The 26,781-nt window shown below is 63.5% G+C and carries 25 protein-coding genes; 12 read left to right on the top strand and 13 right to left on the bottom strand.

Annotated elements, in window-relative coordinates; translation table 11 throughout:
* Window positions 1-2 precede the first annotated feature (2 nt).
* From NKI31_RS20430 to NKI31_RS20440, 3 genes are all read right to left on the bottom strand, one after another.
* Window positions 3-1,238, bottom strand: coding sequence for a putative DNA modification/repair radical SAM protein (locus NKI31_RS20430; RefSeq protein ID WP_023683504.1), 1,236 nt, complete (start codon window positions 1,236-1,238; stop codon window positions 3-5).
* A gap of 231 nt (window positions 1,239-1,469) precedes the next feature.
* Window positions 1,470-2,855 carry a glutamine synthetase family protein gene (locus NKI31_RS20435; protein ID WP_023683505.1) on the bottom strand — a complete coding sequence of 462 codons (1,386 nt, stop codon included), beginning with the start codon at window positions 2,853-2,855 and terminating at the stop codon, window positions 1,470-1,472.
* A 35-nt stretch (window positions 2,856-2,890) separates the two neighbouring features.
* Window positions 2,891-4,273 (bottom strand): aspartate aminotransferase family protein, encoded by a 1,383-nt coding sequence (locus NKI31_RS20440; RefSeq protein ID WP_352652425.1) that lies wholly within the window; start codon window positions 4,271-4,273, stop codon window positions 2,891-2,893.
* Between the two features lie 155 nt (window positions 4,274-4,428).
* Between NKI31_RS20440 and NKI31_RS20445 the strand changes: the two genes are divergently transcribed.
* Window positions 4,429-4,881, top strand: a complete 453-nt coding sequence (locus NKI31_RS20445; RefSeq protein WP_023683507.1) for a hypothetical protein — start codon at window positions 4,429-4,431, stop codon at window positions 4,879-4,881.
* Between the two features lies 1 nt (window position 4,882).
* On the opposite strand, the gene NKI31_RS20450 is transcribed toward NKI31_RS20445, so the two are convergent.
* Window positions 4,883-5,857, bottom strand: a complete 975-nt coding sequence (locus NKI31_RS20450) for a WD40 repeat domain-containing protein (protein ID WP_023711331.1) — start codon at window positions 5,855-5,857, stop codon at window positions 4,883-4,885.
* Window positions 5,858-6,106: 249 nt separating this feature from the next.
* Window positions 6,107-7,174: a CobW family GTP-binding protein gene (locus NKI31_RS20455; RefSeq protein ID WP_023700417.1), complete on the bottom strand. Its 1,068-nt coding sequence runs from the start codon at window positions 7,172-7,174 to the stop codon at window positions 6,107-6,109.
* A gap of 421 nt (window positions 7,175-7,595) precedes the next feature.
* On the opposite strand from NKI31_RS20455, the gene NKI31_RS20460 reads away from it, so the two are divergent.
* Window positions 7,596-8,066 carry a MarR family winged helix-turn-helix transcriptional regulator gene (locus NKI31_RS20460; protein WP_023671361.1) on the top strand — a complete coding sequence of 157 codons (471 nt, stop codon included), beginning with the start codon at window positions 7,596-7,598 and terminating at the stop codon, window positions 8,064-8,066.
* A gap of 10 nt (window positions 8,067-8,076) precedes the next feature.
* Here NKI31_RS20460 and NKI31_RS20465 read toward each other — a convergent pair whose 3' ends face one another.
* Window positions 8,077-8,940, bottom strand: a complete 864-nt coding sequence (locus NKI31_RS20465; protein WP_023711333.1) for an AraC family transcriptional regulator — start codon at window positions 8,938-8,940, stop codon at window positions 8,077-8,079.
* 46 nt (window positions 8,941-8,986) lie between these two features.
* Between NKI31_RS20465 and NKI31_RS20470 the strand changes: the two genes are divergently transcribed.
* Window positions 8,987-9,394 carry a DUF2000 family protein gene (locus NKI31_RS20470; protein ID WP_023683511.1) on the top strand — a complete coding sequence of 136 codons (408 nt, stop codon included), beginning with the start codon at window positions 8,987-8,989 and terminating at the stop codon, window positions 9,392-9,394.
* Here NKI31_RS20470 and NKI31_RS31865 read toward each other — a convergent pair.
* Together NKI31_RS31865 and NKI31_RS20475 are read right to left on the bottom strand one after the other, a co-directional pair.
* A complete protein-coding gene (locus tag NKI31_RS31865) occupies window positions 9,391-9,555 on the bottom strand; it encodes an alpha/beta fold hydrolase (RefSeq protein WP_502899160.1) in 165 nt (54 codons plus the stop codon). The genes NKI31_RS20470 and NKI31_RS31865 overlap by 4 nt on opposite strands.
* Window positions 9,552-10,178: an alpha/beta fold hydrolase gene (locus NKI31_RS20475; protein ID WP_502899161.1), complete on the bottom strand. Its 627-nt coding sequence runs from the start codon at window positions 10,176-10,178 to the stop codon at window positions 9,552-9,554. Before NKI31_RS20475 ends, NKI31_RS31865 begins: the two co-directional genes overlap by 4 nt.
* Window positions 10,179-10,306: 128 nt before the next feature.
* Here NKI31_RS20475 and NKI31_RS20480 point away from each other — a divergent pair, with 128 nt between their 5' ends.
* The 5 genes from NKI31_RS20480 to NKI31_RS20500 all read left to right on the top strand — a co-directional run bounded on the left by NKI31_RS20480 (window position 10,307) and on the right by NKI31_RS20500 (window position 14,833).
* A complete protein-coding gene (locus NKI31_RS20480; protein WP_352652426.1) occupies window positions 10,307-11,209 on the top strand; it encodes a LysR family transcriptional regulator in 903 nt (300 codons plus the stop codon).
* A gap of 181 nt (window positions 11,210-11,390) precedes the next feature.
* A complete protein-coding gene (locus tag NKI31_RS20485) occupies window positions 11,391-12,275 on the top strand; it encodes a DMT family transporter (protein ID WP_352652427.1) in 885 nt (294 codons plus the stop codon).
* Between the two features lie 65 nt (window positions 12,276-12,340).
* Window positions 12,341-13,363, top strand: coding sequence for a LacI family DNA-binding transcriptional regulator (locus NKI31_RS20490; RefSeq protein WP_023671355.1), 1,023 nt, complete (start codon window positions 12,341-12,343; stop codon window positions 13,361-13,363).
* The gene (locus NKI31_RS20495; RefSeq protein WP_352652428.1) at window positions 13,360-14,340 is read left to right on the top strand and encodes a 2-hydroxyacid dehydrogenase; all 981 of its coding nucleotides are present in this window, start codon (window positions 13,360-13,362) and stop codon (window positions 14,338-14,340) included. Before NKI31_RS20490 ends, NKI31_RS20495 begins: the two co-directional genes overlap by 4 nt.
* A gap of 82 nt (window positions 14,341-14,422) precedes the next feature.
* Complete coding sequence (locus NKI31_RS20500; RefSeq protein WP_352652429.1) at window positions 14,423-14,833, top strand: hypothetical protein; 411 nt, start codon at window positions 14,423-14,425, stop codon at window positions 14,831-14,833.
* Between the two features lie 10 nt (window positions 14,834-14,843).
* Here NKI31_RS20500 and NKI31_RS20505 read toward each other — a convergent pair whose 3' ends face one another.
* A complete protein-coding gene (locus tag NKI31_RS20505; RefSeq protein ID WP_023725934.1) occupies window positions 14,844-15,617 on the bottom strand; it encodes a gamma-glutamyl-gamma-aminobutyrate hydrolase family protein in 774 nt (257 codons plus the stop codon).
* Window positions 15,618-15,911: 294 nt separating this feature from the next.
* Between NKI31_RS20505 and NKI31_RS20510 the strand changes: the two genes are divergently transcribed.
* Window positions 15,912-17,021: a TRAP transporter substrate-binding protein gene (locus NKI31_RS20510; protein WP_023725935.1), complete on the top strand. Its 1,110-nt coding sequence runs from the start codon at window positions 15,912-15,914 to the stop codon at window positions 17,019-17,021.
* Between the two features lie 250 nt (window positions 17,022-17,271).
* Here NKI31_RS20510 and NKI31_RS20515 read toward each other — a convergent pair whose 3' ends face one another.
* The 4 genes from NKI31_RS20515 to NKI31_RS20530 form a co-directional block, all read right to left on the bottom strand.
* Entirely contained in the window at window positions 17,272-18,300 is a 1,029-nt protein-coding gene (locus NKI31_RS20515; RefSeq protein WP_352652430.1) for a zinc-dependent alcohol dehydrogenase family protein, read from the bottom strand.
* A gap of 33 nt (window positions 18,301-18,333) precedes the next feature.
* Window positions 18,334-20,112, bottom strand: a complete 1,779-nt coding sequence (locus NKI31_RS20520) for a TRAP transporter large permease (protein WP_352652431.1) — start codon at window positions 20,110-20,112, stop codon at window positions 18,334-18,336.
* On the bottom strand, window positions 20,109-20,714 hold the full coding sequence (locus tag NKI31_RS20525; RefSeq protein WP_352652432.1) for a TRAP transporter small permease subunit: 606 nt from the start codon (window positions 20,712-20,714) through the stop codon (window positions 20,109-20,111). The genes NKI31_RS20520 and NKI31_RS20525 overlap by 4 nt, the downstream gene beginning before the upstream one ends.
* 197 nt (window positions 20,715-20,911) lie before the next feature.
* Window positions 20,912-21,817, bottom strand: a complete 906-nt coding sequence (locus tag NKI31_RS20530) for a branched-chain amino acid ABC transporter permease (RefSeq protein WP_352652433.1) — start codon at window positions 21,815-21,817, stop codon at window positions 20,912-20,914.
* A gap of 87 nt (window positions 21,818-21,904) precedes the next feature.
* Here NKI31_RS20530 and NKI31_RS20535 point away from each other — a divergent pair, with 87 nt between their 5' ends.
* From NKI31_RS20535 to NKI31_RS20545, 3 genes are all read left to right on the top strand, one after another.
* Window positions 21,905-22,516: a CGNR zinc finger domain-containing protein gene (locus NKI31_RS20535; protein ID WP_352652434.1), complete on the top strand. Its 612-nt coding sequence runs from the start codon at window positions 21,905-21,907 to the stop codon at window positions 22,514-22,516.
* Window positions 22,509-23,039, top strand: coding sequence for a hypothetical protein (locus NKI31_RS20540; protein ID WP_502899162.1), 531 nt, complete (start codon window positions 22,509-22,511; stop codon window positions 23,037-23,039). The genes NKI31_RS20535 and NKI31_RS20540 overlap by 8 nt, the downstream gene beginning before the upstream one ends.
* A 221-nt stretch (window positions 23,040-23,260) precedes the next feature.
* Window positions 23,261-26,731 (top strand): indolepyruvate ferredoxin oxidoreductase family protein, encoded by a 3,471-nt coding sequence (locus NKI31_RS20545; protein WP_352652436.1) that lies wholly within the window; start codon window positions 23,261-23,263, stop codon window positions 26,729-26,731.
* Window positions 26,732-26,781: the final 50 nt, after the last annotated feature.

Below are 26,781 nucleotides of genomic sequence, written 5' to 3' on the forward strand. Positions count from 1 at the left end.
GGTCAAAACAGCGACAGTTGTTCGCAGGACTTTACGATCGTATCGCGCAGGCCTGTCTTGTCGGTGAGTCCGCCCGGCGACCAGCCTTCGGCGATGATGAAGGGCCTCAGCTTGGCGATCGAATGGCAGATCCGTCCGACATCTTCCAGCCGCATACGTCGGTGGCGGCGGGTTTCAAGGATCTTCGCCACCACCTTGGTGCCCAGACCCGGAACCCGCAGCAGCGCTTCCCGATCGGCGCGGTTGATGTCGACGGGAAACCTCGCCCGATTGCGCAAAGCCCAGGCGAGCTTGGGGTCAATGGCGAGATCGAGCATGCCGTCGCTGCTGCCGGCGAGGATTTCCGGCTGCGAAAAGCCGTAGAAGCGCATCAGCCAGTCGGCCTGATAGAGCCGGTGCTCGCGCATCAGCGGCGGTTTCTGGAGCGGCAGCGACGATGACGAATCCGGGATCGGGCTGAAGGCGGAGTAATAGACGCGCCGCAGATGGTAGCTGCCATAGAGCCGCGCACTGGAGTGCAAGATACCGTCGTCGGATGTCTTGTCGGCGCCGACGATCATCTGCGTCGACTGACCTCCGGGCGCAAAGCGTTCGCGCTTCTTGGTCCGCAACGTCGGCTCGGCCTTTTCCTCCATCTTCCGGCGCAGGTTCGCCATGGAAAGCCGGATCGTTTGCGGCTTCTTCTCCGGCGCTAGTTTCTTCACGCCCTCATCGGTCGGCAGTTCGACATTGATAGACAGCCGGTCGGCGTAGAGCCCGGCCTGCTCGACCAGTTCGGCCGAGCTTTCCGGAATGGTCTTCAGATGAATATAGCCGGAGAATTTTTCGTCCAGCCGCAGCCGCCGCGCCACTTCCACCATTTCGGCCATGGTCTCGTCGGGCGAACGGATGACGCCGGAGGACAGGAACAGGCCTTCGATGTAGTTGCGCCGATAAAAGTCCATGGTCAGCTTCACCACCTCGTCGATGCTAAAGCGGGCGCGGCGCACATTCGATGACGAGCGGTTGATGCAGTAGCTGCAATCGTAAATGCAGAAATTGGTGAGCAGGATTTTCAGGAGCGAAATGCAGCGGCCATCCGGCGCGTAGGAATGGCAGATGCCCATGCCTTCCGTGGAGCCGATACCGCCGGATTGGAGCGAATCCTTCTTCGCCGAGCCGGACGAAGCACAGGAGGCGTCGTATTTGGCGGCGTCAGACAGGATTGCCAGCTTTTCACGGACGGTGGGCGCGCTCATCTGTTCATGATATGTTCTTGAAGGCTGCAGCGCCACCTCATTTGATGCAGGCGGCGAAAAAGTGATCGCCGCCCGCCGTCAGGGCAATCAGAGACCGTTTCGAAATTCGCTCTGGCGAGTCATATGGTGGTGGTTTCGAGAACCGAAGCGCAGCGGACATTTGGTCCGTGAGCATCGGAAGCGCAGAAACCACCATCGATGGCCGCCGGAGTAGAATTTCGAAACGGTCTCTCAGACCTCGTGCAGGTAGAGGTGGTAGTCCAGCTCGCTCACCGTACGCGCGACGCGCAGATACTCCGACTGCTTGATCGCCACGAAGGTGCGATGCAGATCCTCGCCAAGCGCCTCTTTCAGGAAGCTCGAGGCCCGCGCCGCCTCGATCGCGGCGCGCCAGTCGACCGGCATGGTCGTGCGCGTGACAGCGGCTTCATAGCCATTCCCAGTGGTTTCAGGGCCGGGGTCGAGGCCTTCGTCCAGACCCTTGATGATGCCGGCCAGCACCGTTGCCGCGATCAGGTAGGGATTGGCGTCGACGCCCGACGGCCGGTGCTCGATGCGCCGGTTCTTGGCGTCGCCGGCCGGCACGCGCAGCGCCACCGAACGGTTGTTGACGCCCCAGGTCGGCGCCACCGGCGCATAGGACTGCGAGACGAAGCGCCGCCAGGAATTGGCGTGCGGCGCAAACACCAGCATCGATTCGGCCATGGTCTGGATCAGCCCGCCGAGCCCCTGCAGCAGCGGCAGCGACCAGCTTTCGCCGCCGGCTTCGGCAAAAACGTTGCGGCCGTTCTTGTCCTGCAGCGAAACATGGAAATGCATGCCGGAGCCGGCATATTTTTCGATCGGCTTGGCCATGAAGCAGGCGGTAACACCATGGCGGCGCGCCTGCGCCCGCACCAGCCGCTTCAACATGACGAGGTCGTCGGCCGCCCGCATGACATCCTTGCGATAGTTCAGCGTCAGCTCGTACTGGCCGGGCGCGTATTCGGAAATCACCGTTTCGGCCGGAATGCCTTGCGCCTTAGCCGCGGCATAGATGTCGGAAAACAGCGGCTCCATGCCGTGCAGATGGTCGACGGAATAGACTTCCGTCTTGGCCGAGCGGCGGCCGTCGAGCACGGCGTCCGCCGGCTTTACCTTGCCGTCGGCGTCACGCTCATTGGCAAGCAGGAAAAATTCGAGTTCGAAGGCGCCGGCGGGATAGAGGCCCTTGGCCGCCAAGATGTCGACCTGCCTGGCCAGCGCCAGCCGTGGGTCCGACGACATAGGCTGTCCCTCGAGATGGTACATCGCCATCAGCAACTGGCCGCGCGGCGGGTTCGTGCCGTAAAGCGGCACCAGCGTGCCGGGGATCGGCCATGCCCTGAGATCGCCGTCTCCAGTCGTCCAGATCAGCCCGGTTTCGTGCACATCCTCGCCGGTGATGTCGAGGCCGAGGATCGAGATCGGCATGTGGCGGCCGCCCTCGAAGATGCTTTTCAGCTCATGCCGGCGCACGATCTTGCCGCGGCCGACCCCGTTGGCGTCGGTCAAGACGATATCGAAGGCTTCGATTTCGGGATGGGCGTCGAGAAAGGCTTGCGCCTCGGCGGGCGTCGAGCCCGAAGGTGAAGTCATGATTAGTGTACTCGAGTTTGGCTTGGCAGCTTGTCTCATGCCGTCAGCCTTGCCGCAACCGTGGCGAAGGCGGTGATCAGCCGGTTGACCTGGGCGCCGGTGGTGGCCGGCGAGATCAGCATCATGTTGTGAAAGGGCGCGATCAGCACGCCCTGGTTGACCAGCGCGACATGGATAGCCGCCTCAAGCTCCGGCGCATGGGCAGTCTCGGCTTCGGCGCTATTCCTGAGCGGGCCAGGGGCGCAGACGAACTCGACGCGGGCGCCGACGCGGGCGACATGCCAGGGCAGATTGTAGCGATCGATGACGCCGGTCAGCCCGGCATCGAGCCGCAGGGCGAGGCGATCCATCCGGGTATAATTCTCCTGCGTCATCACCTCTTCGAGCGTTGCGCGCATGGCTGCGAACTGCAGCGGGTTCGCCGACAGCGTCGTGCCCATGCCGGAATAGCCCGGCTCCTTGGTCCGATTGTAGTCGGCATAGCGCGAGGCGACCTCGTCGCTCATGCCCCACACGCTTGCCGACACGCCACCGGCGATCGGCTTGCCCAGCACGAAAAGGTCGGGCTGCAGTCCGAATTTTCTGGTGTAGCCCCCTGGGCCGGTCGAGATGGTGTGGGTCTCGTCGATCAGCAGCAGCGTTCCGGCCGCGCGCGTCAGTTTGCGCAACGCGTCGTGAAAACCCGGATCGGGCAGCACCATGCAGGAATTTGTCAGCACCGGCTCGGCGATGACGCAGGCGACATCGCGGTCGGCGAGCGCCGCTTCCAGTGCAGCAACATCGTTGAATTCGATGACCTTCGCCATCCTGGTCAGGTCGCGGAATTCGCCCGCCAGGCCCGGCCGGTTGACAGCTTTGCCGTCGACCAGCCGCACCATCGTCTCGTCGACCGAGCCGTGATAGCAGCCGTTGAAGACCAGGATCTTTTCCCGACCGGTGATAGCGCGGGCAACACGCAGCGCGAAGCGGTTGGCGTCGGTGGCGGTGCTGGCGATCTGCCAGAACGGCAGACCGAAACGCTGTGTGAGCAGTGGCCCGATGGCCAGCGCATCTTCCGAAGGCAGCATATAGGTCAGGCCGCGCCCGGCCTGGCGGCGGATGGCGCGCGCCACCGGCGGCGGCGAATGGCCGAACATCGAGCCGGTGTCACCGAGGCAGAAATCGTCGAGCCTGTTGCCGTCGATATCCGTGATGGCGGCGCCCTTGGCGCTTTCGACCAGGATCGGGAATGGCGTCGGCCAGTCGTTCATCCAGTGCATCGGCACACCGCCGAAGAAGCCTGGCAGGCCGTTACCGACCTTGGCCTGCGATTTCGGCCGCGCCTTGCGGAAGGTGTTCGCCTCGCTTGTCCGCAATGCAGCGATGCGGTCACGGCTGATACCGCCAATGGACGCCTTTGAACTGTTCGTGCTGTACATGAAATCCCTCTCGGCCGGCACACTACCCAATTGGCGACGGCAACCGCAATTGGCCGTGTTGGTGCGCTGCATTGGGTCAGCAGCAAGTTCGGCAGACTTGACCTTCCGGCGCAGTCGGGCGCCAATGCGATCGGGTCTGTGGTTTGGGGAGAAAAATGCGGACGATCATCTGCGCTATTGCGCTACTCTTGTCGGCCGCTGCGGCTTCCGCATCGGGCGGCGTCTGGTGTTCCGTCGATGACAAAGCGGTGCAATTCGAGGTCGGCGCCGGGGTCACCAGAGGTATGGGCGGCCCGACCTTCAATTTTCGCGGCGATCTCGAGATACTTGGCCGGCCGGAAGGCGACAGTCTGCGCAAGACCGTCTTCGAGGATTCCGACCTCACCCAGTACTGGCTGGACGACAAGGAGTTGCGGCTGAACGTCTACCACGAGCATCAGCTCGGAGATAAATTCAACTCTGTCGAACTGACGATCCTGACCAAGACCAGTGACGAGGGCGTCTATGACGGCCGGTACACGCTTGCCGTCTACGACAACGCCGCCGACACGGAACAGGACGGCAAGCCGAAAGAATTGACCGGCAAGGTGTCGTGCGGAGCCGAATAGGTCACGCCGAGATATCGATGACGCCGCAGTCGCCGGCGGCACTGCCGAAGGCGACCCGGCGCTCTTCCTTGTCCCACATCATCGCGGTGATGGCGCCCATGCCCGGGCGGCGCAACAGCACCTCTTTGGCATCGGTAAAGCGCACCGCCATGACCATGCCGTCATCATAGCCGACGGCGACGACATCCTGGCTCGGATGGCAGGCAACCGATGTCACCATGGCGTTGCCGCGCGTGCCGAGCTCCAGCGGCGCCTTGCCCATCGGGCCGTCCTTGCCCGAAAACGGCCAGACGATCGCCGCCGGCGCGCCGGAACTCGCCAGCCACTTGCCCTTCACGCTCCACGACAGGCTTTTGACCTTGCCGGGATAGCCGGTCATGCGCATGTGCTTGCCGTCGGCGAGCTTCCAACCATGCAGCGCGTTTTCCTGCATGGTGGTGACGAGGAAGGCGCCATCCGGCGAGAAGGTCACGCCGGTATGGGCGCCGGCCCATTCCAGCTCCACCGGTCTGCCCTCGGCGGCCGGGAAATGCAGCGTCGCGCCATTGTAGCGGGCGACGCCGAAGCGCATGCCCTTGGGGGAGAAGGCCAGCCCCTCGACCGAACGTGGATGGGCAAACTCTTTGGTCTTGCCGTCGGCAAAGCGCACGAACGCAGTCTTGCCTGTGGCATAGGCGATAGCGCCTTGCGGCCCGGCGGCGACGCTGGTGATCCACTTCTTGCCGGCGCTGGCGAGTTCGCTGACATTGCCGCCGGCGGCAACGGCAAAAATCTTGCCGTCCTCGCCGCCGGTGATCAGGCGGTCGTTGGCGGCGTCATGGAACGTGGAGAGCAGGCCGTCATTGGCCTGAATTGTCTTGTGGCCGTTGTCGAGCCTATGAACTGTCCCATCGGCGAGCGCAAAATGCGGCACGTTGTCGAGGAAGACGGCGGCAAGGCAGTGACCTTCCAGGTCGAGGGGAGCAACTGTGGGCATCAGGACCATTCCAATGAAGCTGTCACCACTCCCGGGAAGCCACTGAGGCGGCCAGGCCTGGCGTCAACCTTCTCCCCTTGTGGGAGAAGGTGGATCGGCGCGCAGCGCCGAGACGGATGAGGGGTGTTGGACGGATCACCGTCGGTGCCGAGCTGGAGCACCCCTCATCCGACCTCGCTTCGCGAGGCCACCTACTCCCACAAGGGGAGAAGGAAGAGCGGGCAGCGCTAGCGCCATAGAGTCCGGAAATCAAGCCGCCTGGCAGGCGTCAAAGCTCTTCTTCAGCCGTTCGGCGTCAAGCTCGCGGCCGATGAACACCAGCCGGCTCTCATGCTTTTCGCCGTCTTTCCAGGCGCGCTGGTGGTCGCCTTCGATGATCATGTGCACGCCCTGGATGACATAGCGCTCGTCGTCGCCCTTGAGCGCGATGATGCCTTTCAGCCGCAGGATGTTGGGACCTTCCATCTGAGTGATCTTCTCGATCCACGGGAAGAATTTCTTCGGGTCCATCTCGCCGCCGCGCAGCGACACCGACTGCACGGTCACGTCATGGATGTCGGAGGGATGCGCGTGATCGTGATGATGATGGTCGTGATCATGGTCGTGGTGATCGTGGTCGTGGTGATCGTGGTCGTGATCATGGTGGTCGTGATCATGATCGTGCGCCTCGAGAAAATGGGGATCGTTTTCCAATGCGCGCGACAGGTCGAAGGCGCCGCGGTCGAGCACTTCCGACAGCGCCACGCCGGCGCGCGTGGTGCGGTGGATCCTGGCCGCCGGGTTGATGGCGCGGATGGTGGCTTCGACCTTGGCCAGCTCTTCGGGCGTCACCAGATCGGTCTTGTTCAGCACGACAACATCGGCGAAGGCGATCTGGTCCTCGGCTTCCTTGGAATCCTTCAACCTGAGCGGCAGGTGCTTGGCGTCGACCAGGGCCACGACAGCGTCGAGTTTGGTCTTGGAGCGCACGTCGTCGTCCATGAAGAAGGTCTGCGCCACCGGCACAGGATCGGCGAGGCCGGTGGTCTCGACGACGATGGCGTCGAAGCGGCCGGGACGGCGCATCAGGCCTTCGACGACGCGGATCAGGTCGCCGCGCACCGTGCAGCAGACGCAGCCATTGTTCATTTCGTAGATTTCCTCGTCGGATTCCACGATCAAATCATTGTCGATGCCGATCTCGCCGAATTCATTGACGATGACGGCATAACGCTTGCCATGGTTTTCCGACAGGATGCGGTTGAGCAGCGTCGTCTTGCCGGCGCCGAGATAGCCGGTGAGAACGGTCACGGGGATTTGCGTCTGTGCTTCGCTCATATCTTGCCTCGAAATGGCTGGGCCACGGAATTGCGGGCCGCAAGAAGGGATTGTTGGCCTGATATAGGATGTGTGCCGGCCTTTTGCACGAGGCAAACCGCCTGGGTGTTTGACCCAGGATTGACGAAGCGGATGGGTAGACCCGAGAGGCCGAGTGCGAGGGATGCCGACCATCAACGTGTCGCCGGAAACGCCTCTTCGTTGACCTGTGCTGAGCCGCGCCGCGTCAAACCGTTGCAATCGCCTTGGCGGAAACTCGTTTGTCATCTAACTGAAATAAACATCTGGCATCACCATTTCGAGCACCACAAATGCTTGCCGGCAAAGCTGTTTCGAAAGCCGGAATCTTTTTGATCGTCGATTGCCAACCGGCCGGCTGCGTCTATGCTGCACGCACCGGTACGGCCGAAGAGGGATCACCATGGCCAAGGCGGACAAGACTGCAACGATGAGCCGGCTGCATTCGGCGGCAAGGCTGGCAAGGACCGCGCTGGCGGCGCGGCTTCTGGCGCACGGCTTCTATGCCGGCCAGGACCAGATCATGCTGACGCTCGACCGCGAGGACGGCCAGACGCCCGGCAATCTCGCCGGCCGCCTCGGCGTGCGCCCGCCGACCATCACCAAGACCATCAACCGGCTGCAGGCCCAGGGCTTTTTGGAAAAGCGCGCCTCTTCCGCGGATGCACGCCAGGCGCATATCTTTCTCACCGACACCGGCCGCGAGATCATCCACGCCATCGAGAAGTCGGTGAAGAAGACCGAGAAGCAGGCGTTGAAGGGCCTCGACAAGAAAGAACAGAAGACGCTGTTCAAGCTGCTCGCCCGCATCGAGGCCAATTTGTCGAACGAGGAGCTGGTGCTTGTCGACGACGATGGCGACATCGACGATTGATCTTCCTGACCTAGGCGGCTACCGAAGGCCCGCGCACCAGGGTCGACCAGCGGCCGGGCGTCAGGCCGAATGCTTTCTTGAAATGCCTGTTGAAATGGCTCTGGTCGCTGAAGCCGGCGCCAACGGCAATCTCGGCCAGCGGCTCGCCCACCTCGATCATCCGTCTTGCCTTTTGCAGCCGGCGCATCAGCAGGAACCGATGCGGGCTGGTGGAATAGGTCGCGCGAAAATGGCGTGACAGCGCATAGCGGTCGAGCCCGGTGACGGCTTCCAGCTCATCGGAACGAACGGACCGCTCGGCATTCTCCTCGAGATAGCCGCGCGCCAGCGCTGCCGCACGCGAGGCCGACTTCCCCATCGGCTTTGCTTTCTGTCCCGCATGACGCCCCAGATGCTGCGCCAGCTCCGCAACGAAATCGGCGACGAACAGCTCGTCCAGTTCCTCATCGAGCGGCGCCAAGGCCGAAAGCAGCGTGCCGCGCAAGGCAGGATCGCTGACCACAGCATCCCTGACGAAAGGCAGCGGTGCGCCGTCGAGGCAGTCGAGCAGCAGAGACGGTTCCAGATAGAGGATCCGGTAGCGCAGACCATCCTCGGTCCCGGCGCCGCCATCGTGCACTTCGTCGGGATGCAGCACGATAACCTGGCCGGGCAGGCTGTGGTTGACAGTGCCCCTGTAGTGGAAGCGCTGCACACCGGAAAGCGTCACGCCGACGGCAAGCGTATCATGACGGTGCAGGTCGAAGGCGTTGCCATGGAAATGCGCCTCGATGCGCTCGATGCCAGCGGTAACAGGCGCCGACACGATCCGGTCTTCATCCGCGCACGAACGTTCAAGACCCTGCGTCGCCTCACCTTCTAGATCGTGCGTCATCACCTATCCCTGCCCTTCATGGGCGTGCTCCGGAGTCCTCATCTTGGTGTTCGATACTAAATTTGCAATCGTGCTGCGGGACGATCTCGCCGTCTGGCAAAAGCTCAACGTCGCCGCCTTCCTGACCAGCGGCATCGTCGCGCAATTCCCCGCCATTATAGGCGAACCCTACCGCGACCGCGCCGGCAACCTTTACAATCCTCTGTCGATCCAGCCGGTCATCGTGCTTTCGGCCGATGGGCCGACGCTCAACTCCATCCACCGGAAGGCGCTGGAGCGGGGCGTGACGGGGTCAGCCTATGTCGAGGAGATGTTTGCCACCGGCTTCGATGCGGCCAACCGCGCGGTCTTCGCCGAGTTCGGGCCTGAGGACGCCAAGATCGTCGGCATCGCGCTGCGTGCCGACAAGAAACTCGTCGACAAGATCACCAAGGGCGCCCGCATGCACGCCTAATTCAGCAGGAAGCGTGTAACGGCGCTCATGAATTCAGTCGGCCGCTCGACGTTCAGCATATGGACGCCCGGAAGCAGTGTAAGCGTGGCGCCGGGGATGCTGGCTGCGATCGCGTCGCTGTGGCTTGCCAGCGTTACCTTGTCGTCTTCTCCACCGATCACCAGGGTGGGGCGGTAATGAGGGAGACAGTCCGGCGCAGATCGCAATCGCGTACGGCGGCGAAGCATCCCGCGAGACCTTGGGGCGGCGTCGCCAGGACCATCGCGCGGAACGCGTCGACGGTTTCGTTTGGGCCGGCAAGCATCGAGGCGGGAAACCAGTTGTGCATGAACATGTCCGCGGTGGCCGACATGTTGCTCGCTGCAAGGACAGTACTGATCTGCTCATCAAAGTAAGACGCCGGCCCGAGATGCGGCGAGGTGTTGGAAAGGATGAGACGCTCGATGCGGTCCGGGGCATGGATACCCAGCCACTGCCCTACGAAGCCGCCCAGCGACAGCCCGCAGAAATGCACGCGGGCGATTTGAAGCGCATCCAGCAGCTCAAGGACGTCGCGGCCCAGCCGATCAAGCGAATAGGCTCCGGCCGGAGCATCGGAACTGCCATGGCCGCGCAGATCATAGCGCAGCACCCGGAAAGATCCGGCAAGTTCCGCTAGCTGCCGGTCCCACATATGCAGGTTCGTCGCAATGGAATTCGAGAGCACAAGCACAGGGCCGGCCCCCGCCAGCTGATAGGCGATCCGGCAGCCGTCGCCGGTCGTAAAATAAAGCGTGTCAGTCATCTGGTCCTCATCTCACCCTGGCAAAAGGAGTTCGATGCTCCCGCCGCCCTTTGAATGAGCCACCCTAGGCCTCGTAATTATCCAGGAAAATTACTATGATTGGACAATCTCAGTAGGTTTTGGCGATAATGAATGGTCTGAAACTCCACGACCTACGGTGCTTTGACGCCGTGGCAAGCGAGGGCAGCTTCCAGGCGGCCGCCCTTGCCTTGAACCGATCGCATCCATCCGTCTTCGCCGCTGTCGCACGCCTCGAGCAGTTGCTCGGGCTCACACTTCTCGACCGCAGCGGATATCGGGTGGGGCTGACGGAGGCGGGCCGCGAGTTTCACGCGCGAGCGCAGCTGACATTGCGCGAGCTCGACCATCTGCGAACCTATGCGGGCCAGTTGGCGAGTGGCGAGGAGACGGTCCTGCGTGTGGTCGTGGGTGATCTGTGCCCGCGACCGCAAATCCTGCCTATGCTCAGCGGCTTCTTTGCCGAACGCACCGGGACACGCCTGCACCTGGAGTACGAGGCGGTCGGCGGTCCGCTCGAACGGTTGATGGAAGGCGAGGCTGACCTCATCTTCCATCGCGCGGATCCTTCCGATCCGCATCTCGAGCGGATCGATCTCTGCGCGGTGCCCCTCGTGCCGGTGGTGGCGCCTGGGTTCCTTCCGTTCGCGCCTGGCCGCGAGATTGCGCCGGAGCAGATGCGGCCCTTCACCCAGTGCGTGATCCGCGACACGGCGCGGCGGCCGTCGCCGGAGAGCTATTTCCTCGTCGACGGTGCGCATCAGTGCTCGGTGCCGGATCATCTGATGAAGAAGGAACTGATCCTTCACGGATTGGCCTGGGGCCATCTGCCGGCATGGCTGATCGAGGACGAACTGCGGGATAGGAGGCTGATCTCGATCGCTGGTGCACATCTGCCCGGCCGGACGGAGACCCTGGCGGCGGTGCGCCGGCGCGACCGACCGCATGGACCCGTCGCCCAGGCGTTGTGGCTTCATCTCCAGGCGCAAGTGGCATCCGGCGAGGCGCTTTAGCCGGCATAGGATCGGCCCGCGCTGAGCCTGCGCGCGGCTCCTGTTGTGCCAGTCGCTTTTGGCTTGCCGGGCGCAGGCGATTGCCGCAAAGGTTAAGCGTTGATCCTCCCTGCCCGGCCTGACATTGAACGTTCCCGCAAAATCAGACGAAAGCGCAACGCCGCCCGCGGCGATGCTGTTCATGCTTTCGACCTATGTCTTTTTCACCTTTCTCGACACCTCGAGCAAATATCTGGTCCTGGCCGGCGTCTCGGCGCTGATCGTCGCCTGGGCCCGCTTCACCGTCCATGTCCTGCTTGTCGGCGTCTTCCTGCGCGGCTGGCGCGAGCCGTCGCGCTTCCGCGCCAACAATTTGCCGGCCCACATCCTGCGCGGCGGTCTGCTTTTCGGTTCGACCATGTGCAACGTCATGGCGCTCAAGACCCTGCAACTGGCCGAGACCACCTCGATCTACTTCTTCGGCCCGATGGTGATCACCGCACTTGCCGGTCCGCTGCTCGGCGAATGGGCGGGCTGGCGGCGCTGGCTGGCGATCCTGACGGGTTTTGTCGGCGTGCTGGTCATCACAAGGCCTGGCGTCGGCGTGTTCGGTCTCGGCCACCTCTTCGCGCTCGGCTCCATGCTGTCGAACTGTTTTTACGTCATCATGACGCGCCGCATGTCGGCCAGCGAAAGCTCGGAAAGCCTGATCCTGTTTTCGGCGCTGGCGCCGGCCGTGCTCCTTTTGCCGATGCTGCCGTTCTCGCATCAGCTGCCGCAGGATGGCTGGCATTGGGTCATCCTGGTGATGCTGGGCGTGTTTGGCGCCGGCGGCCACCGGCTTCTGGTGCAGGCCTATCGCCTGGCAACCACCACGGCGCTGGCGCCGTATCCCTATTCGCAGATGGTCTGGATGATCCTGTCCGGCTGGATCATCTTCCACCAGTTCCCCGACCGCTGGACGCTGGTGGGTGCTGCCATCATCGTCGCCAGCGGCCTTTACATCATCCATCGCGAGCACCGTTTGCGGCTGCGCAATCGCACGACCGTCGATGTAGAGGCGGAGGCTCTGGCGAAAAAACTTTGATTTGCTCCGAATCCGATGGCATAACGCCGCATTTAAAAAATTTAAAAAACTCGGGGAGCGAAGGGCTGGCACAAAAGATCAAGCTTTCGACGATCGCGGATGCGCTTGGCGTGTCCACGGCCACCGTCTCCCTCGCCTTGCGCGATAGCCCGCTGGTCGCCGGCGCCACGCGTGACCGCATCAAGGAACATGCGCGGGCCATCGGGTATATCTACAACCGCCGCGCCGCCTCACTGCGCACCTCGCGCTCGGGGATTGTCGGCGTCGTTGTGCACGACATCATGAACCCGTTCTTCGCCGAGATCCTGCGCTCGATCGAAAGCGAACTCGATCGCAGCCGGCAGACCTTCATCCTGTCCAACCATTATGACCAGTTGGAAAAGCAACGCACCTTCATCGACACGCTGCTGCAGCTCGGCGCCGACGGCGTCATCATGTCCCCGGCCATCGGCACGCCGGCCTCCGACATCGTCATGGCCGAGGAAAACGGCCTGCCTGCGGTGCTGATTGCACGCAGCGTGGAAGGCGCCGACGTGCCGGTGTTTCGTGGTGACGATGCCTATGGCACGGCACTTGCCACCAATCATCTGATCTCGCTCGGGCACAAGCGCATCGCCATGATCGGCGGCACCGACCAGACCTCGACCGGGCGCGACCGCTACCAGGGCTATCTCAACGCCATGGAGGCCGCCGGGCTTGAGGTCAGGCCATCCTGGCGCATCGCCGGGCCGCGCACCAAGCAGGGCGGATTCGAGGCGGCTGGACAGTTTTTGGCGCTTAAAGACAAGCCAACCGCCGCTTGCTGCTGGAATGATCTGGTCGCCATAGGCCTGATGAACGGCATTGCCCGCGCCGGCCTGGTGCCGGGCGCCGACATCTCGGTCACCGGCTATGACGATCTCGAGGAGGCGGCAATCGCGACACCGGCGCTCACCACGGTCTGGAATGGCCAGCGCGAGGTCGGCCGCCGTGCCGCCAGCGCGCTGCTCGACAAGCTGAACGGACAGGCGGTACGGCCGTCACAGGAACTGATCAAGCCGGAACTGCATGTGCGCCAGTCGACCGGCAAGCCGGTGGAGCGTGCATGACCAAGACTGATGCGTTGCAGACCGTCGCCGTTCTGGTGCCAGGACATTTCAACGACCATGCGGTCGAGCGCATCGACCGCACCTTCAAGCGGGTCAAGATAGAGCGCGCCGATCCCGCCCTGGTCACCGAGGAGATGCGCCATGACGTGCGCGCCATTGCGTCCTTTGCCGGCGTCAATGCGGCATTGATGGATGCATTGCCCAACCTCGAACTCATCGCCTCCTTCGGCGTCGGCTATGATTCGGTCGATGCCGGCCATGCGGCCAAGAAAAACATCATGGTCACCAACACCCCCGATGTTTTGACCGAGGAGGTCGCCGACACCACGATCGGCCTTTTGCTCAACACCGTGCGTGAACTTTACAAGGCCGAGAAATGGCTGCGCGACGGCAGTTGGGTGAAGAAGGGCAACTATCCCCTGAGCCGGCTGACCTTGCGCGGTCGGCATGTCGGCATTTTCGGCATGGGCCGCATCGGCCTTGCCATTGCGCGCCGGCTGGAAGCGTTCGGGCTGCCGGTGGCCTACCACAACAGGCGCAAGGTCGAAGGTCTGGCTTATGAATACCACCCGACGCTGAAGGGCCTTGCCGAAGCGGTCGATACGCTGATTTCCGTAGTGCCGGGCGGCGCTTCCACGGAGAAGGCGGTCAATGCCGAAATCCTGGCGGCGCTTGGCGCCAACGGCGTTTTCGTCAACATCGGCCGTGGCAGCACGGTCGACGAGGCAGACCTCGCCGCAGCGCTTGCCAACGGCACCATCGCCGCGGCCGGGCTCGATGTTTTCGCCGATGAACCGAATGTGCCCAAGGCTTTGCTGGAGGCGCCAACCTCGCTTTTGCCCCATGTCGGCTCGGCCTCGCACCATACGCGCCGCGCCATGGCGGATCTGTGCGTCGACAATCTGGTATCCTGGTTCAGCGAGCGCCGGCCACTGACCCCGGTGCCTGAGACGGCGCAAGTCAAGCCACGAAGCTGAGCGGCTCTCTGCCACACTCGTTAACGTCGGCTTAACGCTTTGGAATCATTCTGCATCTGCGCCGGGGGGCGCGGAGTGCAAGATGACGAAACTTCCGGCATTGATTGCGGCAGCGGCACTTTTCGCCGGCTTTCAGCTGTTTCACGGCGGCAGCAGTGAAAGTTCGGCCAATGAAGCAAGGCCGGCAACCACCTTCAGGCTGGTCGCCAATGGCGACGAAGGCGACTGCGCGGTTAGCCGCGGCGCCGCGATTGACGATGGCCTGTCGCTGTTGACCGTGGCGCCGAGTTGCCGCGGGTTGCTGCCGGGGATCGAGCGGGCAAGATTCTGGCGAGAGGGCGAGGACGGCACAATCGCGTTCAGCGCCGACGGCACTGACCCGATCGTCACCTTCTCGGTTGCGGATGGCGACGGCTACGAATCCTACGCTCCGGCCACGCCGCTGCTTTCGCTGGCGACAACCGGCGAACGGGATCAATCCGCCGGCAATTGATCGTCGGGATTTATTCCGCCGCCGCCCGTGCACCGGCCTTCGCCGCCGCATGCAGCCGCACCGCATCGCCGAAGGCGCGGAAGATCTTGGCCGAGTTGCCGTCCGACTTGACCCAGTATTCGGGGTGCCATTGCACGCCGACGGCGAAGGCGCGGGCGTCCTTCACCGAAACCGCCTCCACCGTGCCGTCGCCGGCAACCGCCTCGACCTGCAGCTTCGAGCCGAGCCGGTCGATGCCTTGGCGGTGCAGCGAGTTGACCTTGATGTCGCCGGCGCCGAATACACCGGCCAGGCAACTGCCCGGCTTGATCGAAATGGTCTGGTGAATGGCGAAACGTTCGTCCTGATTGTCGCTCACCGGCGCGCGATGGTCCAGCGAACCTTCGCGCTCCTGGATCTCGGTGCCAAGCGTGCCGCCTAGCGCCACGTTCAACTCCTGGATGCCGCGGCAGATGGCAAGCAGCGGCACGCCGCGCTCGATCGCCTTGCAGATCAACGGCAGCGTGGTGGAATCGCGCGCCGGGTCGTAGGGGCCGTTGGCCTCGCTGGCGTCGCCGCCATAGAGCGAGGGATGCACGTTGGACTTTGAGCCGGTGACCATGACACCATCGACCGAGGACAACAGCTCGTCGAAATCGAGCCGGTCGCCGAAGGACGGCACCAAAAGCGGGAACACGCCGGCGCCGGAAAGTGCTGCCTCGATATATTGCTGCGGGACGGCATGCCAAGTGTAGTTGTCAAACTGACGGACGTCGGTGGATATGGCGACGAGCGGCTGGTGCATTTGGGTCCGGATTCCATTTGGAGCGAAGCGAATTATCTATTGTGCCTGCAAAATAGGCGATCCGAAGGCGCTTTTCCATGGCAAGTTTCGCCATCTCGCATGGGCCACGCGGCGAACGTTAGACTATAGTTGCAGGCTGGCCGGCCGGCCCGCGGATTTGTCGCCAGCGCCGCCGTCAAATCCCGCTGCCATGCTGGACTCGACCCCTTGCCCGTGTATTGTTTCGGCAAATCGATACCGGGCGTGAGGAGACGTCCCTGATGTCGGTTTGTTGGTCCAAAAGGGAGGTTCTGCATGGATCGTCGTTCATTCATCCGCAAGGCCGGGGTCACCGGCGTGGGCGCAGCGGCGGCTGCCGCGACGCTAGCCGCACCGGCAATCGCCCAGTCCAATCCGAAAGTGACGTGGCGGCTGGCGTCATCTTTCCCCAAATCACTCGATACGATCTATGGCGGCGCCGAAGTCTTCTCCAAGATGCTGTCTGAGGCGACGGACGGCAATTTCCAGGTCCAGGTCTTCGCCTCCGGCGAACTCGTACCCGGCCTGCAGGCCGCCGACGCCACCACGGCCGGCACCGTCGAGGCCTGCCACACGGTGTCATACTATTATTGGGGCAAGGACCCGACATGGGCGCTCGGTGCGGCGGTGCCGTTCTCGCTCAACGCGCGCGGCATGAATGCCTGGCACTATCATGGCGGCGGCATCGACCTGTTCAACGAGTTTCTCGCCACGCAAGGCCTGTTCGGCCTGCCCGGCGGCAACACCGGCGTGCAGATGGGCGGCTGGTTCCGCAAGGAGATCAACACCGTCGCCGATCTCTCCGGCCTCAAGATGCGCATCGGCGGCTTTGCCGGCAAAGTGGTCTCGAAGCTCGGCGTCGTACCGCAGCAGATCGCCGGTGGCGACATCTATCCGGCGCTGGAAAAAGGCACGATCGACGCCGCCGAATGGGTCGGCCCCTATGACGACGAGAAGCTCGGCTTCTACAAGGTCGCGCCCTATTACTACTATCCCGGCTGGTGGGAAGGCGGCCCGACCGTCCATCTCCTGTTCAACAAGGCGAAGTACGAAGAGCTTTCGCCGGCCTACAAGTCGCTGGTGCACACGGCCGCGCACGCGGCGGACGCCAACATGCTGCAGAAATACGACTACCTCAATCCTGCAGCAGTCAAGCGGCTGGTGGCCGGCGGCGCGAAATTGCGCCCGTTCAGCCAGGACATCATGGCCGCCTGTTTCGAGAAGGCCAATGAGGTCTACACCGAAATGGAAGCCACCAACGCACCGTTCAAGAAGATCTGGGACTCGATCAAGGGCTTCCGCAAGGAGCACTATCTGTGGGCGCAGGTGGCCGAGTACAATTACGACACCTTCATGATGGTCCAGCAGCGCAACGGCAAACTGTAGGTTGGGATCTGTCCCTTCTCCCCGTCACTATACGGGGAGAAGGTCCCGGCAGGTGGATGAGGGGCGGCGCAAACTTCGGCGATTGACCGCCTTGGGCTTGGTAGCCGCCCCGAAATTATAGCTTATCTTTCCAAGCGTTGACGCTGCACCTCACCTGCCTGCCGGCATCCTCTCCCCGTATAGTGACGGGGAGAGGATGCGGTCATCGTCGTTTCGCCAATCGCCAACGTCGCAGGATTGAGGCTGCCCTTCATTCCCTGCCCGGCACCACCAACACCTTGACCTCGCCGGGGGCGGCCGGGTTGGAGATAACCGAGGGGGCTCCGTCCAGGCCGACCTGTCTGGAGATGAGCTTGTCGATCTCGATTGCCCCGGACGCGACAAGGTCCGCCGCTCGCCCGTGGGTGAAGGGGTTGATGAACGAGCCGAGAACCTTCAGTTCGCGAAACAGGATGTCGAACGGTTCGAAGGGCACTTTCACGCCTTGCGGCATCACGCCGACGATCACCACCGTGCCGCCGGACTTCGCCAGCCGCATCGATTGTTCGACGGTATCGGGGACACCGGCGCATTCGAGCACCACGTCGGCCCCGCCGGGCACAAGGCCGGTTGGGCCGGCGATCGCCTCGATCGGGTCGACCGCGTTTGGGTCGACCGTCGCCGTTGCACCGAGCTCTTCGGCGAGCGCACGGCGGGAGGCCTGCCGCGTCGACAGGATGATGGTCGCCGCTCCTGCGAGCCTCGCCAATTGCACGGTAAGCAGGCCGATGACGCCGCCACCAAGCACCACCACGGCAGCGCCGGGTCTGATTCCGGCGAGGTCGACAGCGTGCAGGCAGCAGGCCAGCGGCTCGCAGAAGGCGCCATGCGTTGGCTTGAGGTTCGCAGGCAGAAGAAAGGCCTGGCTCTGCGGCATCACGACGTAGTCGGCGAAGCCGCCGTCGCGATGGATGCCGATGGCCCTGAGATTGCTGCACAAATTGACCCGGCCAGCCCGACAATGGCTGCAGCGTCCGCAGAAGATGTTGGGATCGCCGGTAACACGGTCACCGATGGCGATGCCGGAAACCGCATCACCGACAGCCTCGACGATGCCGCAGAATTCGTGACCAAGCGTCACCGGCGGGCTCGAAGGGAATTCGCCGTGGAGGAGGTGACGGTCGGTGCCGCAAACGCCGCAGGCTTCGACGCGCACCAGAACGTCCTGCGGTCCCGCAACAGGCTTGTCGACCTCCCGTAGCGCAATGCTGCCCACGGCTTCCAGGCGCACGGCTCTCATAACATCCTCACTCAGGTTCTCAGTGTTCACACATCAGTTGAAGTTCGGCGGCTGCGACAGGTCGGTCGCCGGCGGCGCCGGCTTGGCGGGCGGTGTCTCGCCGAAATTCGGCGGCTGCGAGAGATCGTTCGACGGTGGCGCCGCGGGTGATGGGCCACCGTTGGCTGGTGGTGGTGTGCCGAGAGGCGCAAGGCCTGGCATATCAGGCAAGTTGATCTCGATCGTTCCCGGATCGACGGCCGCACCCTTGTAGCGCATGACCATTTGCGGGAAGGCGATGGTCAGCCCGATCATGATCACCTGGATGCAGACGAAGGGCACGGCGCCCCAATAGATCTGGCCGGTGGTCACCGGCGCGATCTGCTTGCCGGTGAGGCGATCGAGATAGGGCACGCGCGCGGCGACAGAGCGCAGGTAGAACAGCGCAAAGCCGAAAGGCGGGTGCATGAAGCTTGTCTGCATGTTGACGCCGAGCAGCACGCCGAACCAGATCAGGTCGATGCCGAGCTTATCGGCAGCCGGTGCCAAGAGCGGTACGATGATGAAGGCGAGCTCGAAGAAGTCGAGGAAGAAGGCGAGCACGAAGACCAGGATGTTGACGCCGATCAGGAAGCCGACTTCGCCGCCCGGCAGCGACGTCAACAAATGCTCGACCCAGACGTGGCCGTTGACGCCGTAGAAGGTCAGCGAGAACACCCGCGCGCCGATCAGGATGAACAGCACGAAGGAGGAAAGCCTGGTCGTTGACGCGAGCGCCTGCTTGATGACATCCAGCGACAACCGCCCCTTCATGGCTGCCATCGCCAGGGCGCCAACCGCGCCCATGGCGCCGCCCTCCGTGGGGGTCGCGATGCCGAGGAAGATGGTGCCCAGCACCAGGAAGATCAGTGCCAGAGGCGGGATCAAAACGATGATCACCTGCTGCGCCAACCTGGACATCATGTTGATGTTGAGGCCCTTGTCGGCGATCGCCACGATGTAGATGAGGATCACGCCGATGCTGGCGCCAAGGATGTCGGCATTGTCGCCATGCGCCGGGGCAAGGTAGCGATAGGCCGCATAGGAAGCCGCGACTGCCACCAGCAGTGCCGCGAGCAGCGACAGCACGCCGTGGCCAAGCGTGCGGGCCGCCAGCGGCAACGCCGGCATCGAGTTCGGCCGGACGATCGACATGATCAGGATGTAGAGCGTGTAAAGGCCGGTCAGCACCAGGCCGGGGATCAGCGCGCCGGCATACATGTCGCCGACCGAGCGGCCGAGCTGGTCGGCCAGAACGATCAGCACCAGCGATGGCGGGATGATCTGCGCCAGCGTGCCGGATGCAGCAATCACGCCCGACGCCAGCCGGCGGTCATAGCCGTAGCGCAGCATGATCGGCAGCGAGATCAGGCCCATGGCGATGACCGAAGCCGCCACGACGCCGGTGGTTGCTGCCAGCAGCGCACCGACGAAGATCACCGCATAGGCAAGGCCGCCGCGAACCGGGCCGAACAGCTGGCCGATCGTGTCGAGCAGGTCCTCGGCCATGCCCGATCGTTCCAGCACGATGCCCATGAAGGTGAAGAACGGGATTGCCAAGAGCGTGTCGTTCGACATCACCCGGCTGCCGTAGAAATTGTCGGGCAGCGCATGCAGCAGCGGCCACGCCAGGTTGATCGAGCCGCCCGAATAGGGCGACAGCACGACGCCGATGAAGAAGAACATCAGGCCGTTTGCGGCGAGTGAAAAAGCGACGGGATAGCCGATCAGCAGGAAGATGATCAGCGAAGCGAACATGATCGGCGCCATGTTCTGGGCGATGAACTCGATCATGGGCGCGCCTCCTGGGCGAGCGCCTTGGCTTCTTCGGCAAGGGCTTTCGCCTCGAGCTCGGCCTGTTCGTGCACCGAGATGAACGGATTGGGATCGTCCATGTCGCCGCGCATGATGGCGATCTTCTTGATGATCTCGGAGATGCCTTGCAGCGCCAGCAGAAAGAAGCCGACGAGCAGGATCGCCTTGGCCGGCCAGATGATCAGGCCGCCGGAATTGTTCGACATTTCGCCGCTGCGGAACGACAGCGACACGTAGGGGACAAAATAGATCACCATCAGCGTCACGAACGGCATCAGGAAGAAGAGATGACCGAGCAGGTCGATCCAGTGCTGCACGCGGCGCGACCACATGCCGTAGACGATATCGATGCGGATATGGTCGTTCTGTTTCAGCGTATAGGCGGCGGCCAGCATGAAGGCGGCGCCGAACAGGTACCACTGCAGTTCCAGCCAGGCATTCGACGAGACGTCGAAGACCTTGCGGATGATGGCATTGGCGGCGCTGACCAGGATTGCCAGCAGGATCAGCCACGATATCCACCGGCCGATGAACTCGTTCATACGGTCAATCGTTCTGGATAGAGCGAGCAGCCCTGCCATGCATTTCCTCCCTGAGGTCGAAGGCGCGCCGGCTCCCCTATTTTCCGTCGCGCCGCTGTGGCCCAACGGTATGCCGTGGGTGGTTCGGCGGGTCAACATGGCATGGCGCGATCAACGCCGTCGTGACGGGAGGCAGGGGATAAAGTGCCGACCGGCTGCTGCGTCATGCAACCAAAGTCTGACAGCGGATGCGGCGATCAGGCGATCTTCTGCTGGTCGCGGCCAGGACCGATCAGCACAAGTGCCGCGACCAGGAACAGATACATCCAGCCATCGCGCCATTCGATCGGGAAATAGCCCGCCCATAGCGATTCGGCCATGCCGAAGGCGGCCGCACCGAGCGCGGCCCGAGGCGGCGAGAGATAGCCGCCCACCGCCGTCACGAACAGGATTTTCAGCCCGTAGACGAGGCCTGAGCCGAAGCTGACATTGCCGTAGTAAAGGGCGGCCATGATTCCGGCCAGCGCGGCGCAGAAACCGCCAAACAGCACCGCATGCCGGAACACTGCGCGCACGTCCACGCCGCACATGGCAGCCGCTTTGGGATCGTCGGAGACGGCGCGCCAGCGGCGGCCGAAGCCCGAGCGGGCAAACGCCCATGCAGCGAGCATGATTGCCGCCAGAACCACCGCGCAATCGATGAGCTGGATCAGCGTCAGCGTCGCCTTGAAGCTGGCATCCTGAGCAAAAACGATGGGCTGCGCCAGCATCGGCGGCAGCCACCAATCATGCGTGTCGGCGGCGATACGGCTTGCTTCCGACAGCACCAGCAGGATGCCGAGCGTCGTCACCACAATGGCATTGGGCGTGCGGTCGGCCAGCGGTTCGAAGACGCTGCGCGACAGCACGTGGCCGATCAGCGCGGCATAAAGGAAAGCCGTGACGACGCCGAGCACCACTGCCGCCAGCAAGGTCAGCCACAATACCTGATAGCCGAAGGCCACGGTCAGGATCATCGTCTGGCCGCAAAAGGCGAACAGCGCGCCATAGGCGAGATTGGTCCGGTGCAGGATGCCGTTGGTCAGCACGTAGCCGAAGGCAAGCAGCGCATAGAGCGCGCCGGAATGCAGCCCGTTCAGCACCTGCTGGAAGAAATAGAGCATAGACAGCTTTCCGGGCGCCGGAGCCCGCGCCAAGTTTGCATCGTAAATCTAACTTGTCAAACGCGATTTATCGGTTAGATTTCCGGCATGACGGTATCCTGGACCCCGCATCGCTTCACCGGCGGCATTCTTGCGCTCGATACGGCCAACACCGTGGTGTTGCGCAACGATCCGGAAAAGACCTTCGACCGTTTTGACGATCCGGCCGAGATCGCGCGCTTCGCCAACGCCGCAAGCGGCTTTCGCGGTGCCGAGCTTGGCGGCAGACCGCTGGAGGCGACCTCGCCGGACAGGATCGCCCCGGTGGTGCTGGCGATCCGCGAGACGACCGATCGCCTGTTTCGCAGTGCTGTGTCGCAAGGCGCGCTTGCCGCCGGCGACCTCGCCGCTTTTCTCAAGGCCTGCGCCGACGGCCTCGATCGGAGCCCGGCCGAAATCGGCGCCCCGGGCAGACCGTTCGGCGATCCGGCGACGCCGATCGCGTTCGAGGCGGCGCTGGCGGTTTCGGCCTTGTCGCTGCTGCGCGACGACACGGTCGCCAGGCTCAGGATCTGTCCCAATTGCAGCTGGCTGTTCGTCGACAGGAGCCGCAATTCCAGCCGCCTTTGGTGCGATATGGCTGTGTGCGGCAACCGCCAGAAAGCAAGCCGTCACTATCGCCGCCGCCGCACGGCGCCCCATGAGGTCAACAATGCCTAGGGTTGTTTTTCGTTCGATCCTTGTCGGTGCAGCGCTCATTGCAGCCGTTGCGCTTGGCGCCTGCCGCGACACCGGCGGCGACAGCAAGCTGTTCGAGGTTTCCGGCAAGGTCGTCGTCTTCAACTACCGTCTCGCCCGGGCGACCTATGTCGTGACGCTGCGGCCCCTGCAGCCGATGGGCGAAGGCCAGGTTGCGGTCGCCAGTTTCCAGAATCCGGCCGGCGGCCCTCCCCTGGTAGTCGAGCAGAAGGTCTGGCCGAAGCTCGACAAGGTCAGCCTGGAGAGCCCGGCGCTCACCTGCATCGTCAAGGACAAACCCTATGCGATCTCCATCAGCATCAGGGGTCCTGACGGCACGTTCCTGCAGAAGATCGACACGACGCTGATGTCGAGCGAGGACCAGTCGATCCTTCCCGACCGGCCGCTGGTGGTCGACCAGCTCTATACGGCCAATCCCGATCTTGCCGGCCATCCCGACGGCAAGCTGCCGGGTGAGCCGAAGCCGGATTGCTCGAAAGGCTGACGCGTCTTTGCCGGGCGCGACTGCGTGGAAATTTTCGGTCGCCGGACAACCGCCGCGGACCGATTTCGTGCCGGATACGCGACGGCAGCGGATCGTTCGTTGCGCTTTGCCTGGCACTTTCGATTTCGTTTGACCTGCCTTGCAAGCGGAGAAAGACTGCGCCATCTCACTCCTACGTTGGCTGCGCGCCCCCGGTGCTGTCTCCGCAGAGGAAATGCCTGATGACGCTGCACGACGTCGCGCTCGACGACAAGTTCGATCTTGGCAAGGAGCGCATCTTCCTGTCCGGCGCACAGGCGGTCATCCGCATGCTTTTGATGCAACGCGAGCGCGACCGCCGGGCCGGCCTCAACACGGCCGGCTTCGTGTCCGGTTATCGCGGCTCGCCGCTCGGCGGCCTCGACATGCAGCTGTGGCGGGCGAAAAAGCAGCTGGCGCAGGCCGACATCGTCTTCCAGCCCGGCCTCAACGAGGAGCTTGCCGCCACCGCCTGCTGGGGCTCTCAGCAGACGGAATTAATGGGCGAAGGCAAGCATGACGGGGTGTTTTCGGTCTGGTACGGCAAGGGACCGGGCGTCGACCGCTCCGGCGACGTTTTCCGCCACGCCAACCTCGCGGGATCGTCGAAGTATGGCGGCGTGCTTGCGCTGATGGGCGACGACCATATGGCCGAATCATCGACCAATGCGCACGCCACCGAATTCCTGTTCGTCGACACCATGGTGCCGATCCTCAACCCGGCCGGCGTTCAGGAGATCATCGACTACGGCCTCTACGGCTTTGCCATGTCGCGCTTCGCCGGCACCTGGGCGGCTATCAAATGCGTCAAGGACAACATCGAATCGACGGCCTCGGTCGATGCCGCGCTCGAGCGCCTGAACATCGTCGTGCCGGAGTTCGATATGCCGCCCGGCGGCCTCAACATCCGCGATGAGATCGACATGCTCGGCCAGGAGGAGCGCCTGCATGAATACAAGCGCGCCGCTGCGTCCGCCTTCATCCATGCCAACGGCCTGAACCGCATCGTCTATTCGGGCGGCCGGGCGCCGAAGCTCGGTATCATCACGCTCGGCAAGAGCTATCTCGATGTCCGCCAGGCGCTGGAAGACATCGGCGTCGACGAGGCCGCCGCCAACCGCATCGGCATCCGCCTGTTCAAGGTCGGCTGCCCGTGGCCGCTCGACCTGCAGCATATCTCAGAATTCGCCCGCGGCCTCGACACCATCGTCGTCGTCGAGGAGAAGCGCTCGCTGATCGAGGTGCAGCTGCGCGAAAACCTCTACGGCACCGCCACCCAGCCGGCGATCGTCGGCAAGAAGGACGAGCGCGGCGACTGGCTGTTCCCGGCCAAGGGCGCGCTCGACCCCAACGAGATCGCCATTGCGCTGGGCGAGCGCATCCTGCGCACAATCGGCCCTTCGGAAGAGATCACTGCAAAGGTGGCAAAGCTGCGCCAGTTCCAGGCGATGCTTGCCGACACCAGCGATATCGGTTCGCGCACGCCGTTCTTCTGCTCCGGCTGCCCGCACAATTCCTCGACCAAGGTGCCGGACGGCTCGATCGCCGCCGCCGGTATCGGCTGCCATTTCATGGCGCTGTGGATGGACCGCAACACGGTCGGCTTCACCGCCATGGGCGGCGAGGGCGCACAATGGGTCGGCCAGGCGCCATTCTCCAAGCGCGGCCACATTTTCCAGAATCTCGGCGACGGGACCTACAATCACTCCGGCACGCTGGCGATCCGCTTCGCGCTGTCGACCGATGCCAACATCACCTACAAGATCCTCTACAACGACGCCGTCGCCATGACCGGCGGCCAGCCGCATGAAGGCGGCCTGACTGTCGACATGATCGCCACGCAGGTGCGCGCCGAAGGCGTCGAGCGCATCGCCATCGTCACCGACGAGCCGGACAAATATGCGGGGAAGGCCGAATTCCCCTTCGGCGCCACCATCCACCACCGCGACGACCTCGACCTCGTTCAGCGCGAGCTGCGCGACGTCAAGGGCGTCTCGGTGCTGCTCTACGACCAGACCTGCGCCGCCGAAAAGCGCCGCCGCCGCAAGCGCGGCACCTTCCCGGATCCCGACAAGCGGGTCTTCATCAACGAACTGGTCTGCGAGGGCTGCGGCGATTGCGGGGTGCAATCGAACTGCGTCTCGATCCAGCCGGTCGAAACCGAGTTCGGCCGCAAGCGCAGAATAGACCAGTCGAGCTGCAACAAGGACTTCTCCTGCGTCAACGGCTTCTGCCCGTCCTTCGTCACCGTGCACGGCGCCAAGATCAGGAAGGCCGAAGGCATTGCCGGGCGCTCCGACCCGCTTGACGGCGTGCCGGTGCCAGCCGAATTCCCGCTCGGTAGCGAGGGTTGGGCGGCGATCATCGACGGCGTCGGCGGCACCGGTGTCGTCACCATAGGTGCTGTGCTCGGTATGGCCGCCCATCTCGAGGACAAGGGCTGCGGCATGATCGACATGGCCGGCCTCGCCCAGAAGGGCGGTTCGGTGTTCACTCATGTCCGCATCGCCCGCACGCCGGACGACATCCACGCGATCCGCGTTTCGGCCGGCAAGGCCGACCTGGTACTCGGCTGCGACCTTGTCGTGTCCGGCGCCAAGAAGGTGCTTGGCGCGGTGCGCGAAGGCCATACCATCTTCCTTGCCAACACCGCCGAGATCATGCCTGGCGAGTTCGCCCGCTCGGCCGATTTCTCGCTGCCCATCGAGCGCCTGAAGAAGGCGATCCGCGCTGCCGCTGGCGACGACAAGACGCATTTCTTCGACGCGACGGGCACCGCCACCCAATTGTTCGGCAATTCGCTCGGCGCCAACATGTTCATGCTCGGCTTCGCCTTCCAGCATGGCGGGCTGCCGCTGTCGGCGCAAGCCGTTGAAAAAGCAATCGAATTGAACGGCGAGGCGGTGGCGATGAACATCGCCGCCTTCCGCTGGGGCCGGCGCGCCGCGCATCAGCCGGAGTTTGTGCGCGGCCTGGTCGCCCAGCCGGGCAAGGCCACTGAGATCGCCAAGACGCTGGACGATATCATCGCCCGCCGCGTCGCTTTCCTCTCTGCCTATCAGAATGCCGCCTATGGCAGGCGCTACGCCGAGAAGCTGGCGGTTTTGCGTGCTGCCGAGGCCAAGGCCGTGCCTGGCTCGACCGCGGTGACCGAGGCCGCCGCCAGAAACCTGTTCAAGCTGATGGCGATCAAGGACGAATATGAGGTGGCGCGGCTTTACACCGACGGCTCCTTCGCTATGGAGCTCTCAAAACAATTCCAGAGCTACGACAAACTCGAATTTCATCTGGCGCCACCGATCATGGGCAGGCGCGGCAATGACGGCAAGCCGAGGAAATCGAGCTTCGGCCCGTGGATGATGAAGGGATTTCGCCTGCTGGCGGCGCTGAAAGGCCTGCGCGGCACGGCCTTCGACGTGTTCGGCTACAGCACTGAGCGGCGCATCGAGCGGCAGCTTCTGGCCCGCTATGAGGCCGATCTGGAGCTTGTCGCCAAGGCACTTGCGCCAGGCAGGATCGAGGCCGCCATCGCCCTTGCCTCGGTGCCGGCGCTCATTCGCGGCTACGGCCATGTCAGGCAGGCCAGCGCCGAAAAGGCGGCGGATGAACGAAATCGCCTTCTTGAACGATTCAAGTTGCCGGTGCAGCCAAGCGCATTACAAGCCGCTGAGTAGCCAAAAGGGCCGGAAAAACAGGCCCTTCAGCGCGAGCTAAAGGTTTTTTA

Origin of the sequence: Mesorhizobium sp. M0659 (assembly GCF_040320605.1) — a bacterium.
In the GTDB taxonomy this organism is placed as follows: Bacteria; Pseudomonadota; Alphaproteobacteria; order Rhizobiales; family Rhizobiaceae; genus Mesorhizobium.

Bases quoted from the DNA above. Each gene is read 5' to 3' on its own strand.
- NKI31_RS20435 (WP_023683505.1), bottom strand. From the start codon at position 2,855: ATGACTTCACCTTCGGGCTCGACGCCCGCCGAGGCGCAAGCCTTTCTC.
- NKI31_RS20515 (WP_352652430.1), bottom strand. From the start codon at position 18,300: ATGAGAGCCGTGCGCCTGGAAGCCGTGGGCAGCATTGCGCTACGGGAG.
- NKI31_RS20530 (WP_352652433.1), bottom strand. From the start codon at position 21,817: ATGCTCTATTTCTTCCAGCAGGTGCTGAACGGGCTGCATTCCGGCGCG.
- NKI31_RS20520 (WP_352652431.1), bottom strand. From the start codon at position 20,112: ATGATCGAGTTCATCGCCCAGAACATGGCGCCGATCATGTTCGCTTCG.
- NKI31_RS20495 (WP_352652428.1), top strand. From the start codon at position 13,360: ATGACCAAGACTGATGCGTTGCAGACCGTCGCCGTTCTGGTGCCAGGA.
- NKI31_RS20430 (WP_023683504.1), bottom strand. From the start codon at position 1,238: ATGAGCGCGCCCACCGTCCGTGAAAAGCTGGCAATCCTGTCTGACGCC.
- NKI31_RS20510 (WP_023725935.1), top strand. From the start codon at position 15,912: ATGGATCGTCGTTCATTCATCCGCAAGGCCGGGGTCACCGGCGTGGGC.
- NKI31_RS20445 (WP_023683507.1), top strand. From the start codon at position 4,429: ATGCGGACGATCATCTGCGCTATTGCGCTACTCTTGTCGGCCGCTGCG.
- NKI31_RS20450 (WP_023711331.1), bottom strand. From the start codon at position 5,857: ATGCCCACAGTTGCTCCCCTCGACCTGGAAGGTCACTGCCTTGCCGCC.
- NKI31_RS20525 (WP_352652432.1), bottom strand. From the start codon at position 20,714: ATGGCAGGGCTGCTCGCTCTATCCAGAACGATTGACCGTATGAACGAG.
- NKI31_RS20475 (WP_502899161.1), bottom strand. From the start codon at position 10,178: ATGACTGACACGCTTTATTTTACGACCGGCGACGGCTGCCGGATCGCC.
- NKI31_RS20440 (WP_352652425.1), bottom strand. From the start codon at position 4,273: ATGTACAGCACGAACAGTTCAAAGGCGTCCATTGGCGGTATCAGCCGT.
- NKI31_RS20535 (WP_352652434.1), top strand. From the start codon at position 21,905: ATGACGGTATCCTGGACCCCGCATCGCTTCACCGGCGGCATTCTTGCG.
- NKI31_RS20485 (WP_352652427.1), top strand. From the start codon at position 11,391: ATGCTTTCGACCTATGTCTTTTTCACCTTTCTCGACACCTCGAGCAAA.
- NKI31_RS20505 (WP_023725934.1), bottom strand. From the start codon at position 15,617: ATGCACCAGCCGCTCGTCGCCATATCCACCGACGTCCGTCAGTTTGAC.
- NKI31_RS20465 (WP_023711333.1), bottom strand. From the start codon at position 8,940: ATGACGCACGATCTAGAAGGTGAGGCGACGCAGGGTCTTGAACGTTCG.
- NKI31_RS20480 (WP_352652426.1), top strand. From the start codon at position 10,307: ATGAATGGTCTGAAACTCCACGACCTACGGTGCTTTGACGCCGTGGCA.
- NKI31_RS20540 (WP_502899162.1), top strand. From the start codon at position 22,509: ATGCCTAGGGTTGTTTTTCGTTCGATCCTTGTCGGTGCAGCGCTCATT.
- NKI31_RS20460 (WP_023671361.1), top strand. From the start codon at position 7,596: ATGGCCAAGGCGGACAAGACTGCAACGATGAGCCGGCTGCATTCGGCG.
- NKI31_RS20455 (WP_023700417.1), bottom strand. From the start codon at position 7,174: ATGAGCGAAGCACAGACGCAAATCCCCGTGACCGTTCTCACCGGCTAT.
- NKI31_RS20500 (WP_352652429.1), top strand. From the start codon at position 14,423: ATGACGAAACTTCCGGCATTGATTGCGGCAGCGGCACTTTTCGCCGGC.
- NKI31_RS20545 (WP_352652436.1), top strand. From the start codon at position 23,261: ATGACGCTGCACGACGTCGCGCTCGACGACAAGTTCGATCTTGGCAAG.